The sequence below is a fragment of the Pedobacter insulae genome (assembly GCF_900113525.1).
GTDB lineage: Bacteria > Bacteroidota > Bacteroidia > Sphingobacteriales > Sphingobacteriaceae > Pedobacter > Pedobacter insulae.
The window spans coordinates 577852-594905 of record NZ_FOPP01000001.1; the positions used below are offsets into that span (position 1 = coordinate 577852).

General features: G+C 37.7%; 12 protein-coding genes. 6 read left to right on the top strand and 6 right to left on the bottom strand.

Annotation, left to right across the window (positions count from 1 at the left end):
* Positions 1-133: 133 nt before the first annotated feature.
* From BM207_RS02615 to BM207_RS02640, 6 genes are all read right to left on the bottom strand, one after another.
* Positions 134-1021, bottom strand: a complete 888-nt coding sequence (locus BM207_RS02615; protein WP_090991990.1) for a LamG-like jellyroll fold domain-containing protein — start codon at positions 1019-1021, stop codon at positions 134-136.
* 16 nt (positions 1022-1037) lie between these two features.
* The gene (locus BM207_RS02620; RefSeq protein WP_090991991.1) at positions 1038-2591 is read right to left on the bottom strand and encodes a RagB/SusD family nutrient uptake outer membrane protein; all 1554 of its coding nucleotides are present in this window, start codon (positions 2589-2591) and stop codon (positions 1038-1040) included.
* A 24-nt stretch (positions 2592-2615) separates the two neighbouring features.
* The gene (locus BM207_RS02625; RefSeq protein ID WP_090992072.1) at positions 2616-5630 is read right to left on the bottom strand and encodes a SusC/RagA family TonB-linked outer membrane protein; all 3015 of its coding nucleotides are present in this window, start codon (positions 5628-5630) and stop codon (positions 2616-2618) included.
* Positions 5631-5884: 254 nt separating this feature from the next.
* On the bottom strand, positions 5885-8749 hold the full coding sequence (locus BM207_RS02630) for a ligand-binding sensor domain-containing protein (protein ID WP_245768009.1): 2865 nt from the start codon (positions 8747-8749) through the stop codon (positions 5885-5887).
* Between the two features lie 91 nt (positions 8750-8840).
* Entirely contained in the window at positions 8841-9782 is a 942-nt protein-coding gene (gene trhO / locus BM207_RS02635; protein ID WP_394332963.1) for an oxygen-dependent tRNA uridine(34) hydroxylase TrhO, read from the bottom strand.
* 63 nt (positions 9783-9845) lie between these two features.
* Complete coding sequence (locus BM207_RS02640) at positions 9846-12302, bottom strand: DUF5686 and carboxypeptidase regulatory-like domain-containing protein (protein ID WP_090991994.1); 2457 nt, start codon at positions 12300-12302, stop codon at positions 9846-9848.
* A gap of 126 nt (positions 12303-12428) precedes the next feature.
* On the opposite strand from BM207_RS02640, the gene kbl reads away from it, so the two are divergent.
* From kbl to BM207_RS02670, 6 genes are all read left to right on the top strand, one after another.
* Positions 12429-13616 (top strand): glycine C-acetyltransferase, encoded by a 1188-nt coding sequence (gene kbl, locus BM207_RS02645; protein ID WP_090991995.1) that lies wholly within the window; start codon positions 12429-12431, stop codon positions 13614-13616.
* Between the two features lie 43 nt (positions 13617-13659).
* On the top strand, positions 13660-14601 hold the full coding sequence (locus tag BM207_RS02650) for an alpha/beta hydrolase (protein ID WP_090991996.1): 942 nt from the start codon (positions 13660-13662) through the stop codon (positions 14599-14601).
* Positions 14602-14703: 102 nt separating this feature from the next.
* Positions 14704-15744, top strand: coding sequence for a phenylalanine--tRNA ligase subunit alpha (pheS, locus tag BM207_RS02655; RefSeq protein ID WP_090991997.1), 1041 nt, complete (start codon positions 14704-14706; stop codon positions 15742-15744).
* Complete coding sequence (locus BM207_RS02660; protein WP_090991998.1) at positions 15744-16154, top strand: hypothetical protein; 411 nt, start codon at positions 15744-15746, stop codon at positions 16152-16154. Before pheS ends, BM207_RS02660 begins: the two co-directional genes overlap by 1 nt.
* Positions 16154-16729, top strand: a complete 576-nt coding sequence (locus BM207_RS02665) for a TetR/AcrR family transcriptional regulator (protein ID WP_090991999.1) — start codon at positions 16154-16156, stop codon at positions 16727-16729. The genes BM207_RS02660 and BM207_RS02665 overlap by 1 nt, the downstream gene beginning before the upstream one ends.
* Before the next feature lie 130 nt (positions 16730-16859).
* Positions 16860-16970 (top strand): phenylalanyl-tRNA synthetase subunit alpha, encoded by a 111-nt coding sequence (locus tag BM207_RS02670; RefSeq protein WP_090992000.1) that lies wholly within the window; start codon positions 16860-16862, stop codon positions 16968-16970.
* Positions 16971-17054 lie beyond the last annotated feature (84 nt).

The window sequence follows — 17054 nt, forward strand, 5'->3', positions numbered from 1 at the left end:
CTAAGAGTGGACGTAATTAACAGAAAAGCGATTAGCTTTGGAATGATCTTTATGTTCCTATTTAACGTCATGTGGTGTTTTGAAAAAGGGATTAAAGCATAGTATACTAAACACTATGCTTTAATTTAATGTGTTATTTCCCTGCAACACCTAGGTTGTATAGGGCTTTTATGTGTGCGTCTGGTAGTACAGCATTGTAGATTCTCAATTCATCAACACTACCGGTCATGGCGGCATAGGATACATCTGCAGTTACGGTTTTTCCTGGGATTAAATTATAGTTTGCGCCAATAATAAATTCTGATGGTTCATAAGATTTAAACAGATTGTTACCAACGCCCCGGTTGTTATATGATCCCACATCTACTCCATTAGCCCATTCTTTAAATGTCCCCGAGTTGCTGTCATAGGTTAATACCAAATGTGTCCAAACATCTGCGCCAATTTTTGGATGTAGGTTTGCATTCAAATTGTCTTGTGAACCGCCCCCAACAGTTGAAAACCTTGGGCCGATACCCAATTTATCAGTTACCGACGCAGGATTGCTATTGGTATTTAACCTAAAATCCAAACTTCCATCAAATACACCTGGACGAGCGATTTGCATTAACATTGTTCTTTTAGAACCATTGTTGGTAATTTGGACCCATACACTAACTGTAAAGCTTTTTAATGCATCAGTTTTTAATGCGTCAAATTGTTTGGCGTAATATAAATATCCACCATTAAGCTTAATAGCTTTACCCTTAACGCCTGAAATAAATGAATCATTAGCAGTTGAGGTAGGTGCCGAGGCAGATTTGATTTCATTCTTAGTGTCATCAAATGACCAGTAGGCTTTTAAGTTGGCCGGATAAATTTCGTCCGAACTGGTGTATCCATCAATTTTTCCCGTATAGCCACTAGGATCTACATCAGGAAGGTTATTTGGATTGTCACTTTTTTCACAAGATGAAAATAGGCCTGTTATTAAAATTAGGCTTAAAAAGTAACTTGTAGTTGTTTGAAAGGAAAATTTCATTGTTTTAATTTTAAAATTAATAACCCGGATTTGGTGTTAATATCCCTTTACTAAGGTCTATTTGAGCTTGAGGAATAGGCAGTAAATTATCACGCGATGCGATAAAGTTAGGTCTACCTGCGTTTGGTAAAACTGAACCCGAAATCCCCCATCTTACTAAATCGAAGAAACGGTCGTGTTCCATAGCCAACTCAATTCTTCTTTCATGTCTGATTGCATCCCGTAATAGACCTTGATCTGTAGTGGTTACATTTGGCAAAATCGCATTATTACCAGCTCTTGCTCTTGCTCTTATACTGTTCAGCGCCGCTAGTGCGCTTGTTGTATTTGCACCACCGCCAACCTCATTGGCTGCTTCTGCATACATTAAAACCACATCTGCATAGCGTAAAATGCGTATGTTCATCCACCTACCCGCTCTCGCATTATATAACGACCTAAAAGATGGGTTTGTATAAACTTTATGGTTATATGCAGGGTTTGCCCAAGTTGTTGGGGTAGTTTCGCCATATACCGTTTTATAACTGGTTGTTGGCGTACTTCTGTATAAAAATGTTCTTTCTCTCCGAGGGTCGTTTGGCTCATAGGCATTTTCCAAATTTGTGTTAGGAACATTCCACCCGTATCCTAAATTCCACACGCCTCCATCTCTAACGCCTTGCCACTGCGTAAACTCTGCACCTACTGCATTTTGGTCGGCCGCCACGGCACCTACAATTGAAGTTGCCTGAACTTCAAAAACAGACTCTTTGCTGTTTTCTCCTGATTCACCGAAGATGGTATTGTATGGGGTTGACAAATCATATTGTCCAGATGTCATTACCGCATTAGCGGATGCCATTGCTGAGGTCCATTTTTTCTGAGTTAGAAAAACTTTTGCCAATAGGCCATTAGCAGCACCTCTTGTTAAGCGGCCTATAAATTTTTTATCCCAACTCAAAGGGAGATTAGCAGCAGCGAATTGCAAATCGCTTTCAATTAGTGCATAAATTTGGGCCGGTTCGCTTTGAGGAACATTGATTTGTGCAACAGTTAGTAACTTATCAATTAAAGGTACTCGTCCGTACAACCTTACAAGATTAAAGTAGGCATACGCTCGTAGGAATTTAGCTTCAGCTTCAGCTTGTATTTTTTGCGCATCAGTTGCTACAATATCCTTGTCATTCTGTACTTTATCTAGCGCAGTATTGCATTTGGTAATTAGTCCGAAATAGCCATTCCACATTCCGTTCACAAAACCGTTATTTGGTGCAACCGGAAATGCATCCATGCTATTTGCATCAGCACCACCATCGGTTGGCGTACTTCCTTTATCAGCATCGTCACTTCTTACGCTTGTAGATAAAAAGAAACCTGTGCAGTGTACATCATATGATCTTAAATCATTATATGCAGCATATAGATATAAATCATAAGGTCCAGAGCCTCCAGGATAGGGATAATCTTCAGTCGTATATTTTCCCTGTAAAGATGTATCTAGAAATTTTTTACATCCAGTGAAGGAAGATAGCATGATTAGGGTGATTAGAATCAGCCCAATATTTTTGCCGTTATTAATATTATTTTTCATTTTATTGAGATTAAATGATTTTGATTAGAAAGTTACGTTTAAGCCAAATGAATAGATCGCAGGCACAGGATAAACACCATTATCTGCTCCACTTGCCAATACATTACCTAGTTGTGGCTCAGGGCTATAACCGCTTACTTTACTCCAAGTTTTGATATTCTGGCCGCTCACATATAATCTTAATTTTTGAACACCAGCTTTCGCCAATACATTTTTTGGAAGTGTATAGCCCAATTGAAGATTACGAATTCTAAAATAATCGCCGTCCTCTAAATAGTAAGTGCTAAATAATAAATTGTTACTACGTGAAACAATAATAGGCTCAACATTGGTCGAACCAGCTGTTGTCCAAGCATTTAATCTATTGCTCTCATAGCTTAGCGGAGCAAAATTTGCAGTACGACGTTGCGTATAAATTTTATTACCTGCAGAACCCTGTCCTTGAATAGTTACATCAAATGCTTTATACGCTAAACCTAAATTTAGTCCATAGCTATATGGAGGAAATGGGGTGCCTAAATATTCTCTATCTGCCGAGGTAATTACACCATCATTGTTTAAATCTGCATAGGAGATATCGCCAGGTAACGAAGTAGACATGCGTGGAATTTTATCTAAGTCAGCTGTAGATTGATAGATGCCTGTTTGCCTATAGCCATAAAAATAACCCACTGAGTACCCAGATTCTGTGAGGTTAACACCACCATTACCCAAAATCTGGAAGTTAGATACATTTCCTAATGAATTTACAATATTTTTGTTGTAACTAAAGTTGCCAGAAATATTGTAAGTAAGCTCACTTCCGATTTTATCATTCCAGCCTAGGCTTATCTCAGTACCTTTATTTGTAATCTTACCTAAGTTTGTGAAATATCTCTTGGTAGAACTTGGTAAAATAAAACTGGTTAGGATTCCATCGGTCGTTTTATTATAATAATTGAGCTCTAGACTTAATCTATTTGATAACGCTCTTACATCTAAACCTAGGTCAAAACCTTGTACAATCTCAAAATGTAAGTTTGGATCTGGAATGTAAGTGAAATCGACTGCAGGGAAAATGTTATCACCAAAAACTGCATTCGAAGCTTGTGATACTTCCTGTTGGTATAAGTTTGGATCAACACCTTTGGAGTTTCCTAATCTACCCCAGGCCGCACGTAATTTTAGGAAATCAATTCCCTTCATTTGCTTCATGAAGCCTTCTTCACTTATTACCCAACCTAATCCAACGCTTCCAAAAGTGCCCCACTTATTTTGTGGTGCAAACCTAGAGCTTCCATCTCTTCTAACTGTCGCATTCAATAGATATTTATCTTTGAAAGCATAGCTAATGCGGCCGAAAACACCCGCATTTGATTCTTCGGCACCATTACCTGAATTTGTTGTGGTATTTGTCCTTGGAATAATGTCCAAATACCAAAGGTTTGGATCAAATGGTACTTTTAGCGTAGAATCGGTACGTGAACCAGTTAATATAGTGCTCGATTCATATACAGTTGTAAAACCAATTAGCGCATTAATTCTGTGATTGTCATTAATCAATTTATCATAATTTAATGTATGATCCTGTTGGTATTTACGATATTCTGCCGCACTTTGACTAACCGATGTTCTTACATTTGGATCAGTAAAGGTAGTTGTTGGATTTGTACCTTCTCCGGTATATACTACTGTTAACGCCGGAGGTGAGTAACTCCTGCTATTGTTAAAGCCCAAATCCGTATATAATGTTGATCTCAGTGTAAAATCGGTAAGGAATTTAATTTCTCCAAACAAACTTCCGTTCACTCTATAGCCTCTATTAATCGCATTGTTACGGCTACGCTCTATGGCTGATACAACATTGCCAACCTGAGCTCTTTGAAAAGATGGCATGGCATAGAACAATCCGTCTTCCCTTCTCACAGGAACAATTGGGGCGGCGTAAATTGCTGTATTTAAGCTTGCAGCCGTAGGTTCGCTTCTATAGTGGAATCCTGATATATCTCCGCCCACCTTAATCTTATCGGTAATCCTAATTTCTTCACTCAAACGAGCAGTAAATTTTTTAAAGTTAGCATATTTCAATACACCATCTTGATTGTTGTAACCTAAGCTCACCAATGTTGTGCTTTTTTCTCCACCATTAGAAATATTCAATGAGTTGGTATTGATCATTGCATCTCTAAAAATTTCTTTCTGCCAATTGGTGTTACCATTATAGTTGGTATAATCAAAAGGGGCAGCTCCGGTGCTTGCAAGGGCTGCAGAATATAATTTTTTAAAACCATTTGCATCAACAACATCAATTAAATTAGTAACATGTTGTTTTCCAATTGTACTTTGAAAGTTTACAGCCGTTTTTCCTTTGGCAGCTCTTTTAGTAGTGATAGCGATTACGCCATTAGCACCTCGCAAACCGTAAATTGCAGTTGAGGAGGCATCTCTTAATAAGTCGATTGTCTCGATATCGCCAGGGTTTAGATAATCTATATTGTCTTGCAATATCCCATCAACCACATATAAGGGGTTCGCATCTTTTGTACTTGCTACGCCTCGTAAACGAACTACTGGACTGGCTCCTGGTGTTCCAGAATTTGAGATAGTCATTCCAGGCACTTTCCCTTGCAATGCTGCAATCGGGTTGGTAACCGTTAATTTCTCTATTTCTTCGCCTTTCACACTGGTAATGGATCCCGTTAAGTCTTTCTTTTTCTGCGTGCCATACCCTACTACAACAACTTGTTGTAAACCTGTAACATCAGATTTTAGAGTGATATCTATTTTAGTTTTGCCACTCACAGCCACCTCCTGGGGAACGTAGCCCAAGTAGCTAAATATTAAAGTTCCGTTTGAGGGAACACTAATGGAATAATTTCCGTTAGTTTCTGTTTGTACTGCTTTGGTTGTTCCCTTTATCATTACTGTTGCAAAAGGAATAGGCGCATTACTATCGTCTTTTACAATACCCGTAACTGTAACGTTTTGGGCAAAAGCAGCGTTTAATAAGAGTAAACAAAGAACCGTGAGCACAGAAAATTTTGTAAAGATTTTTTTCATACCGTTATTCATATTTGTTTAATTGATTAATCTAATTTTCGGTTTTCGAATGGTAACTGCAAGTATTTTCACCTATACATTATTACATCATCCATAATTTGAGTAGTATCTCATACAGATAGATAATATTGATTTTTGGTTCAAAAACAACGTTTTTTGTACCTTAAGATCTGATTGTGTACTACTACAAAAAGTTTTAGGCTACCTAATGTTGATGTGTTCCGAATTTGCGTATGAGAGGTAATGATGTAGTGCTAAAGCTCCATTAAAAACTCGACTAAGTTTTTATCATGTGGAACTTCGAGCTTTTTACGTAGTCTGTAACGACGGATTTCAACGCCCCTTAGCGAAATATTTAAGAGGGATGCCAGTTCTTTACTACTCATATTCATGTGAAGATAAGCACAAAGTTTTAAGTCGTTGGGGACTAGATCCGGATGATTAGCTTTAAGCTTTTTAAAGAAACTCTCATGCGCTTCATTGAAGCTACTTTCAAATAAATTCCAATCTCGCTCATCATTCATACCGTCATCTATCACTTTTTGGATCTTACGCAATTGCTCTTCAGAGAGTTTTTTACCGTTTTCATCTTTTAGCTTAGTCATTTCTTCGCTAATTTTCTGCAAAAGCTCATTTTTGTAAACTAAACTCATGGCGGAATTTGCCAACTCTCTATTCTTACTTGCAAGTTCGGCCTGTAGTTTTTCGGTTTGAATCTTGATAATTTGCTTCTCTGTGGCTTCGGCTTCCCGCTTCACAAATGCTTCCTTTTCTAATTGAAGCTTGTTCAAAATTGATTGCTGGTCCTTCTTTAATTTAGCCTCGTAAATTTTCTTTCCTGCAATAAGGGCTATTATACCAAGTACGAGGTAAACCACAATCGCCCAATTGCTGCCATACCACGGTGGATTTACGACAAATTCGAAAACTGTAATCTCACTCGTGAAGCCTTCGCTAATTTTAGCCCTAACTTTAAATACATAGGTACCACTGCTCAAGTTAGTGAAATCTTTTTGTGTAGCAGAGCTCCAATCTGACCACTGTTTGGCGTAGCCTTCTAAAAAATATTGAAACTTAACTTTTGATTGACGATAATATGGCAAAGAGAAGGAGATACGAATATTATTTCTGCTAAATGGAATTTCAATTTTCTCTTCACTACTTCCATTTTCTGTTAATGTAGAATACTTATCAGTAATATCTTCAATTTTCCGTATTAATACTGCTGGTAGCTTTTGCTTTTTAGCATAATTTGCCGAGCTAGCGGTATTATAAATCACAAAACCATCATCTACACTAATAAGATATAGTTTCGAACTAATCTGGCTAATATTTTCATAATACTGTACCATCCTCCCGTCAAGTATGCTAAACCTGTTCGAATCGATAACTGTTTGTCCTGGCTCACTTAGATTTACTAAACCCATTTTACCATGATTAATGAACCAGTATTTTTTTAAGCCTGCAGTGATAATTTTATTAGCTGTATAAAAGCTTCCCAGATTTTTGTTTAAGGCATCGTATTTAGTAAAGCGATTGCTAATCTCGTCGTAAAGCAAAAACCCTTCATCGGATGAAAAAACGATTTTATTCTCTAGGTTAAAAATATTAATGTTGAAATTGCTCGGCAAGCCATTTTTCCCATCATAATATTTAATGTTAGTCGCCTGCTTTAAATCCGGGCTTAAACTAAGCTTATAAAGTCCCTTGTAAGCGTGACTTACCCAAATATCGCCTTTATTATCTTGTTCAACGTATCTTGATGGCTCACCAAAGCCGGCCACCTTGTGACTAAAAACCCATTTTCCATTGGCATCTTTCGCAAAAATGACCAATCCAGTATAGGTTCCCTGAATGAGATAATTAGCGTTGGAATTTAATTTTTTAATGGTCCAGCCGCCGTTGATGTTTGATATCTTTTCCATCTGAGCGCCCACAATACGGTAAGTCCCATCGTTATGCCCACATAGCAGTTGACTGTCAATTTCTTGGAGGTTCCAAACCTGGCCTTGAGAACCTGGAACTAATTTAAAATCAAAAGAATTAAATAACGTACCATTCTCAGGAGTCCAAGGGCTGGCAAATAAGCCCTGATTGGTTCCAAGGTAAATTTTATCCTTTATGATCAAGCTGGAATAAACGGTTCCAAATTGACCTGCCTTATCAAAATAGAAATAGAGAGGGGAATTTAGTTCGATCCGGTCAATTCCATTGTCGAGCCCCGCCCATAAATTTTGCTCGTTATCTGCATATAAACTTAAAATAGTATTGTTTTGTAACCCACTCGATTTATTAATCCGCTGTACAATGTTGCCGTTTTCATCGATGATAATCAATCCGTTTAAGATGGTCCCATAGGCATAATACTTATTTAAGATTTTTACGCCATTGTTAAGTTGGTAGGTCTTCAAGAATGAATTTGCAAGACTATTTAGAGGCAGAAAGGTTTTTCCATCATAAACAAATAGACCATTTTTTCCGGTACCGATAATAAAACTACCATCTTTATAAGGAAGTACGGAAAGGATGCCAGTATTTCCCAAAATCTCACTCCCTGACAAAGGAATTAAATTTTTTCCCTTTAACTCAAAAAGTCCCTTCCCCAGTACTTCTGCAAAAAGTTTATCTTTAACCTGATGTAAAAATAAGAATGCATTAGGGGGTTTTACAACGGTTACTTTTTTATCCTCGTAGATGTAGATTGAAGAAAAGGACTGAAAAATTACGCGTTTTCCAACCGTGTATATCTTCCAGATTTCGTCGCGGATTTTATAAGGTTTGGGAATGAGGTTAACAAGGGAAGTATAACGAAGCTTTTTATGTTGATAAGACCAATATCCAAATTCTCCAAAACTACCAGTGTAAACCATACCGTCTTTTGCGGTAGCTACGGCACGCACAATTTGCCTGTTTGGCATTTTATATTGCTGCCAATATTTCCCGTCAAATGTCAGCAAGCCTTCGGCATTTCCAAAATACATCAACCCATTTCTATCCTTTGCAATAGACCAATTTTGATTGCCAGATAAGTAGGAAGATTTCGGGTAATTTTGAACGTAGGGCACACCGATGCTCTGTATGTCATCAGCCATCAGTCCGACAGGAACTATTAAGTTCACCAATAAAATAAAACAATATCTAAGCAAAGTATGGTACATTGAATATCAACTATTTTCGAACATTGTGCAAAATAGAAATTTCGAACCGATACTACGAATTTTGGACTACAGATTTAATTGGCTGGGGTACTTTAACATAATAGCCAGTTCCATCATAAGGACGTTTACGAGGATGCGTGGTACACGCTTCCGAGCAACAACCTTGTAGTTGTTCTCCACAACTATCACACTGTGTGAAATGCTCATTACACTCTGGATTGGCACAATTGATCATCTTAGGTGTAGTTGTTCCACAATTTAAACAAATGGAAACAACAGTTGGGTTCACCGAATTTACATCTACAGCAATTCGGTTGTCAAAAACATAGCACTTGCCTTCAAAATCTTTTCCACCCGCTTCTTTTCCGTATTTAATAATCCCGCCATGTAATTGATACACGTCGTTAAAGCCATGATGGAGCAATAGCGCACTTGCTTTTTCGCACTTGATACCACCAGTGCAATAGGTCATCACTTTCTTGTCTTTATATTGAGCTAAAGCTTCAATCTGATCAGGAAAATCTCTAAAATTTTCGATATCGAGTGTAATAGCGTTTTTAAATTTTCCTAAATTATGCTCGTAGTTGGAACGGACATCGAGAATTACAACGTCATCACGGTCAATCATTTCACTAAATTCCTTTGGCTCTAAATATTTTCCAGTTTTTTCGTTCGGATTAATAATACTTGTATCACGTAACCCAGAGTGTACAATTTCTGCCTTGTATCTACAGTGCATTTTTATAAAAGAAGGCTCTGGGACTTCGTCGATCTTAAAGTCTGTTTTTGCAAAACGTTCATCAGCTTTCACTGCTGACATATAAGCTTCACAAGCTTCTTTGGTTCCTGAAACTGTTCCATTCAGCCCTTCTTTGGCGACAATAATGCGTCCTACAAGGCCTAAAGATTTGCAAAAAGTTAAATGATCTGCAGCAAATTGTTCTGCATCCGCTATTGGAGAATAGCAATAGTAAAGTAAGGTATTGTATATCATAATTCATTGATACCGCTGCAAACGGCGTTTAATGAGCCAAAGATAGGGAAAATAGCCGAAATATTAAAGACCAAGTGAATAGGCAATCCTAAATCCTTGATCAACGTTTTTCCTTCCATCGAAAGCATAGCCATAACTAAGACCGAAGCCAAATCGCTCTACACCAAAATAAAATTCTTTATAGTTTCGCTTATCAGGCTGGTTTAAGTAATTGAAACCTACTATTTCTTCTAGTTTTAATTTCCGGAGCAATGGAACTTTATTGAGGATAAAGCCAGCAAAATTGTGCTCTAGATGAAGTTCTATGTAATGGCGATTGGTGCTGTATTGATAGAAATCTAAATATCTAAATTTGCGCAGGTTTGGAGGAAAGACAGTCGAATTGTTACCCCTAAAATGCTTCCGGTCTGGGTAAAAAAGAGCATTGTTGTTTAAGAACTTACCTGTGCCAATCACAAATGAAGTATAGCCTACCAAACCCGTACGGATACGCTCTTGGTAAACTTCGAAGCTTAAAAAATCATAATCTACGTCGCTGCCCAATACATCCTTAAACCCCTTTCTATAATTTAATAAGAAGCGAGGATATCTAGATTCTTCATATCTTTTTGCATAAGGTGTAGTAGTGTATCTCTGACCAATAGTATAACTTAATGCTGCATTAATATTAAAAGAGCTATGCGTAGGGAATAAGGGTGTTTCAACAGTCGGGGTAAATGGATTATTGGAGGTGAACTCCCGATCTTTTACGTCTCGAATGCTAAAACTGTTGGTGTTTTGAAGAGTAAAATTTTTCGCATAATTAACGCTCAGTGAACCCTGTAGCCCATCGGCTAACTCCCTGGCTGTGGCTATTGTTGCAAACTCTTTTTTATAGAACTTTGCCAAATTGGTTTCAAACAGCAGGGTGTTTATGGCGTTGGAACGTAAACTCATTGTACCATACGGATTAAGATCTTCTATTGAAGAACCAAAACTTGCTGTGATACTAGCTCTTTTTTGTCGGTTGTAGAGGTATACACCAGTCAGATTAGCGGTAAATATCTTATTAGAAATACCGTATCTAATTTGTGGCCTAATGCTAAAATTCCGCTCTTCTTCTAACGTTTTAGAGTAAGTAAGGCCATATTTTAGCGAAATCCCTTCCACGGTATTAAAGGAAATAGCTCGAACTAATCCATCTAAATGGACATATCTTTTGGCGTAGCGATTGTTAAAATTATGGCCTCCGATAATGAATTTACCAAGATTAAACTTGTTGTTGACATTTTCTACAGAATCAAGATAGCGTTTCGTTGTTTTAAGTAACCCTACACTATCTTTTTTACGGTAATCCTTCTTTTCTTCTTCCGATAGAGGAATGGGCCTGCTGTTTGCCCAGTATAATGAATCTTTTTTGTTTACCGCTTTAGTTATTTTTAAGATTTCTGCCGTGAAATATTTTTTAGGGAAATTAGGATGAATGTTGTAGTTATTAAAAATACTCACATAATAACCTTCAAATTTGAAGTCGAAGAAGTGACCCTTAAACTGAAATTTCATGTTCGATGGAAGGTAGGTATTTTCAACTTTGTTAAATTCTTGACTGATATTTAAGGTGTCGACAAAATTTATCCCTGCGTCTTCTGTCAAGAAGACATTCGTGCCCATTAATCGCCAACTATCATCTGCAATATAAACTACGCCCCTAAAAGCTGGATCGTTCTTTCGACGCGGAATAACTTGGATTTTATTAATCGTAGATCCATTCTCTTCCGTGGTGCCTAAAAGCTTATAATTATAATAAAATAGTGCGTTGTCCGCTATAGGCGAAACAAAACTGCGGGAGCTTAATCCACTTCCTTCAAGCAATAGATTTTCATAGAAGTTGATGATCATATCAGAGGCTTTATTATAACTAAATGCATTATTTCGACCTGATACTTTCGACGATACCATTTCTTCTTTAATCTTATTAGGGCGCTGAAAACTAAAGAACGATTGTGATTCGGAAAGATATAATATGCCCTTTCTACTTGAATCTAGTTCAAGGGATTTTTGGATATCGATTCCTAAAAATTTCTTTGGGGCTCCAACAAGCTTTTGTAAACCCTTGATATAAACCTCAGCGCTGAAAGCACTAACTTCATTTAAGTGTTTTTTTCGCTCTCGAATTGCTTTTCGCATAATCTCAAACGCAGGGTCTTCCGCGTCTGAACGGATGGTTACACCTGCTAAAGTGTAACTTTCTGTCGTTAAAACCTGGTTTGCCGTCACGTTCGTATTAACCTCTATTTTACGTTCAAAGGTTTTAAAGCCTATCGCTTTGAAGATGAGGACCACTGTTCCTTTGTCGGCCGTGAGTTTATAAACCCCATCAGCATTAGCAGAAACTCCTTTGCTTGTATTCTTAATATAGATGGATGCAAAAGGTATTGGGTCTCCATTGGGTTCCGTAATCTTTCCGCTAATTTGATATTGTGCAATAGCCGAGACAGAAGTAAATAGGCAGAGCGTAATTAAGAGGCGAACTTTCTTCATATAGACGTTAAAGTTAAAATATACGTAAGCATTTAACGTATTTAATCTGTTAAAGTTTGTTAACGTGTAATATATTATATTTGTAGACTGATTTTAACAATAAATGGTTGCATCAAAAAAATAGATATGTATAAAACACTACAACCAGTTTTGCAAAAGGAACTGGAAGAAATAGAAAACGCCGGACTGTATAAACGTGAGCGAATTATTACCACACCACAAGGAGCTGATATTAAAGTTAGTACTGGAGCAGACGTAATTAATTTCTGCGCCAATAATTATTTGGGCCTGTCTTCCCACCCAAAAGTTATTGCCGCAGCAAAGCAGGCAATAGACGATTATGGATATGGAATGTCATCAGTTCGCTTCATTTGTGGAACGCAGAATGTACATAAGGAATTGGAAGCTAAAATTTCTGCCTTCTTAGGTACGGAGGATACCATTTTATATGCAGCAGCTTTCGATGCCAATGGTGGTGTCTTTGAACCCCTATTTAATGCAGAGGATGCTATTATCTCCGATGAGTTAAACCATGCCTCTATCATTGATGGTGTGCGCTTATGTAAAGCTCAACGGTTTCGCTATAAGAATGCCGATATGGAGGATTTGGAGCAACAGTTAATCGCTGCTAAAAATTGTAGGCATAGGATTATCGTAACAGACGGCTCTTTTTCAATGGACGGTTCGGTGGCTCCTTTAGACAAAATTTGTGATCTGGCCGATAAATATGAGGCTTTGGTTATGATAGACGAATCGCACTGTACCGGGTTTATTGGTAAAACAGGTAGAGGAACTCACGAACACTTTAATGTTATTGATCGCGTGGATATCATTACGGGTACCTTAGGTAAAGCATTAGGAGGCGCTTCCGGTGGATTTACTTCTGGTAAAAAGGAGATTATTGATATGCTACGTCAGCGTTCACGCCCATATTTATTTTCTAATACCCTTGCCCCAGCAATTGCTGGAGCGTCTATCGCAGTATTAGATATGCTATCGGAAACTACCTCATTACGCGACAAACTTGAAAGTAATACCAAATATTTCCGCGAAAAGATGACGGCCGCTGGATTTGATATCAAACCAGGATTTCATCCAATTGTACCTGTAATGCTTTATGATGCTAAAATAGCACAATCTTTTGCAGCAAAAATGTTAGATGAAGGTATTTATGTAGTTGGATTTTTCTATCCAGTTGTTGGACAGGGAAAAGCGAGGATACGTGTTCAATTGTCGGCAGGACATGAACAACATCATTTGGATAAAGCAATTGCAGCTTTCATAAAAGTTGGGAAAGAGCTTGGAGTAATCTAATGGAAATTGGCGGGCATCCAGGCCCGCCATAATTAATTAACGGATGAAGCACGTTTTTAGGCGATCACTAGTACTTTTCATAGTCGCATCTTCTTTTTTAACTTGCAAAAAGGGGAACAAGATAATTACCGATCCAGTAATTAAAGTTGAGGCAGCAACTTTTACAGATGTCTCATATGGTAGCAACCCACATCAAAAAATGGATGTTTACCTTCCTGCAAATCGGAGCGCTAGTACTAACCTGATTATTTTTGTACATGGTGGTAGCTTTATTGAGGGTGATAAAAGTGATTTTACCAGCTTGGTTAAGGAATTGGTGAGAGCCAATTTTGCCGTTCTAAATATCAATTACAGGTTAGTTGATGCCACTGGACTTTATGATAACCCTGTGAAGCACTTAGAAAGTGCTGTTAAAATTAAAGATCAGATCGCAGATGTGGCTAGTGTTGTTAATTATGCTCTTTCAAAAGCTAGAGAATGGGAAGTGAGCGAAACAAAATTGGGAATAGCGGGACATAGTGCAGGCGCTACATTAGCTCTGTTGTACAGTTATGATAATCGAAATACCAATAAAGTGAAAGCAGTTGTGAATTTAGCAGGTTCCTTAGATCAAACCTTTGCAGATATCCCCCCGTTTATGCTTCAGTTTTTGCCCGATTATATCCTTGAAGCTGGATATCGATATACGGGTTATACTGTAGCCACAGAAAATGACCAACATTATAAAGCAATCAGTCCTTTGTTTGTAGCAAATTCCAATCAAAAAGTACCTACTTTAACTGTTTTTCCCGAAAATAATGAAGTGGGCGACTTGCCAAAGCAAGGGCGAAGCACATTCGATGCTTTTACCAATAAACTTAACAGCTTGGGGATACCTAATAAGTTTGTACAGCTTCAAGGAGCAGATCATGGGTTTACTAAAATGGGGAACGTTGATGCTGTTTTAAAGGAAACAATAGCCTATTTTAATGCAAATTTAAAATAAGGCTTTACAAAGTTAAATAGACGACACGCATAGAAACTTCATAAGTCGATTTATCAAATCGGGCGACTTCGTAAGTTGAAATTTTAGCCGTATATTTGACGCATGTTACAAGAGCAGATCACAGAATACAGCGCAGAGATCAATGCATTTGATACTTCGAATGCTGATGAATTAGAACAATTCAGAATTCGTTTTTTAGGCACAAAAGGAATCATTAAAGATGTGTTTGACCAATTTAAAGCGGTTTCTCCAGAAGAGAAACGAGTATTGGGTAAAGTTTTAAATGAGTTTAAGCAGCTTGCTGAAGCTAAATATTCAACTTTGACTGATTTAATCTCGGACACTGGGCTTAAGACTGAAGACTCAGGATTAGATTTAACTTTGCCTGGCGAAGGCTTCGAGGTGGGCGCTAGACATCCATTGGCCTTGGTAAGAAGAGAAATTATTGAAATCTTTAATAAACTCGGATTTAGTGTTGCAGAAGGGCCAGAAATTGAAGATGATTGGCATAATTTTTCTGCGTTGAATTTTCCTGAAGAACATCCGGCAAGAGATATGCAGGATACTTTTTTCATTAAAAAAGGTGGTGAAAATGGGGATATCGCGTTACGTACTCACACATCATCAGTACAGGTACGAATGATGGAAGCTGGGAAACCCCCTTTTAGAGCATTAATGCCAGGTCGCGTTTATCGAAACGAGGCCATTTCTGCAAGAGCCCATTGCTTTTTCCATCAAGTTGAGGGCTTATACGTTGATGAAAATGTGTCCTTTGCAGATTTGAAGCAAACTTTATTTTATTTTGTTCAGGAATTATACGGAGAAGGAACTAAAGTTCGTTTCCGTCCATCATATTTTCCTTTTACCGAACCTTCTGCTGAAATGGATATTTCCTGTACAATATGTAAGGGAGATGGATGCCAAATGTGCAAATACAGTGGTTGGGTAGAGATTTTAGGCTGCGGGATGGTGGATCCTAATGTTTTAGAAAATTGTGGGATCGATTCTAAAAAATACAGCGGATTTGCCTTCGGCATGGGGATTGAACGTATCGCCAATTTAAAATTCGAAATTAAGGATCTTCGTTTATTTTCCGAGAATGATGTTAGGTTCTTAAAACAATATAAAACGGTAATTCTATAATGTCGAATAAGTTTTTAGGTTTAATGATGCTATTCCTTTGTGTTTCTTGCGCCAAGGAAGACTATTTGCCTAATTTACCTGTAAATTTTAGTGCGCCAATAACCGATCCGCGCTTAAATAGGATCAGTAGTGCCGGTGGATCAGTTGTCATAGACGGTTATGGTATCGCGGGATTAATAATTTGCCGTAGAGCAGATAATTCTTACGCAGCGTTTGACCGATGCAGTACTGTAAATCCCGAGGAAAGAAATGCCGTAATTATCGAAACGGGCGGACTGACCGCTTTGGACGAAAAAAGTGGGGCTAAATTTAACTTGATTGACGGCGGCCCTGCTAAAGCGCCTGCCAAAATAGCATTAAAGCAATATAGTGTTACCATTTCCGGATATACTTTACGCGTTACTAATTAATGGAACCAGAGAAAATAAAAGAAAGCATTATCAGAGCAGCCAAAGAGCTGTTTAGAAAATATGGTTACCATAAAACCAGCGTAAATGAGATCGCTAAAAAGGCGAGAATCGCCAAGGCAACAATTTACAAATATTTCGATAGTAAGGAGCAGGTGTTAGATGCCATATTAATGGATTACTTGGATGTTAACCTTCACGAAATAATCAGTAATAAAGTTCAGTACGCCAATGAAGAAGAACATTTAACCGCCTTGGTCATGAAAACCTGCAGGTTGTCTTACACCGTATGTAATGAGTTTATCGGCTGGGACTTTGTTCGTGAAAATACTAACTCTCAGGAATTTTTAAAACACTTGTCTGATCAGTTAGAGGCTTTATTGCTTTCAGCATATTTGGAACTAGATCATTTTAAGAAAAACCCCGCACGAAGAGGAGGATTGGCATTCTTATTAAAGGCGAGTAAAAGTATTGTATTTTCATTTGCCTTTACGTCAGTAAGCGATGCCGATGTAAGGAAGAATTTTGTCACCTTTCAAAAGGAACTATTACCCTATCTAGTAAAGGCGGCTCTGTAAACCTTTCGTCGCTAATCATTTTGTGTTCTATTTGTTACACTTTCATGCTATTTTAATATTTTGATAACATATACCGTTTTGGTATTTGGTATACTTTTGGTTATATTTGATTAAATTCAATAATAATATCATGAGTGTTGAAGTGTTAGAAATTTCGGTAAGCGTTGATGAGAAGTTCGATGTAGATTTTAATTTAGGGCAAGGTTTATTTGGGTTTATCCTAAGGATTTTCAGTAAATAAAAGGTGTTAGGATGATGTGCTAATCTCCTTGCTTCAATTCGATATTGGTTGAATATTACGCTACATATAAAGATGCTCTTACAT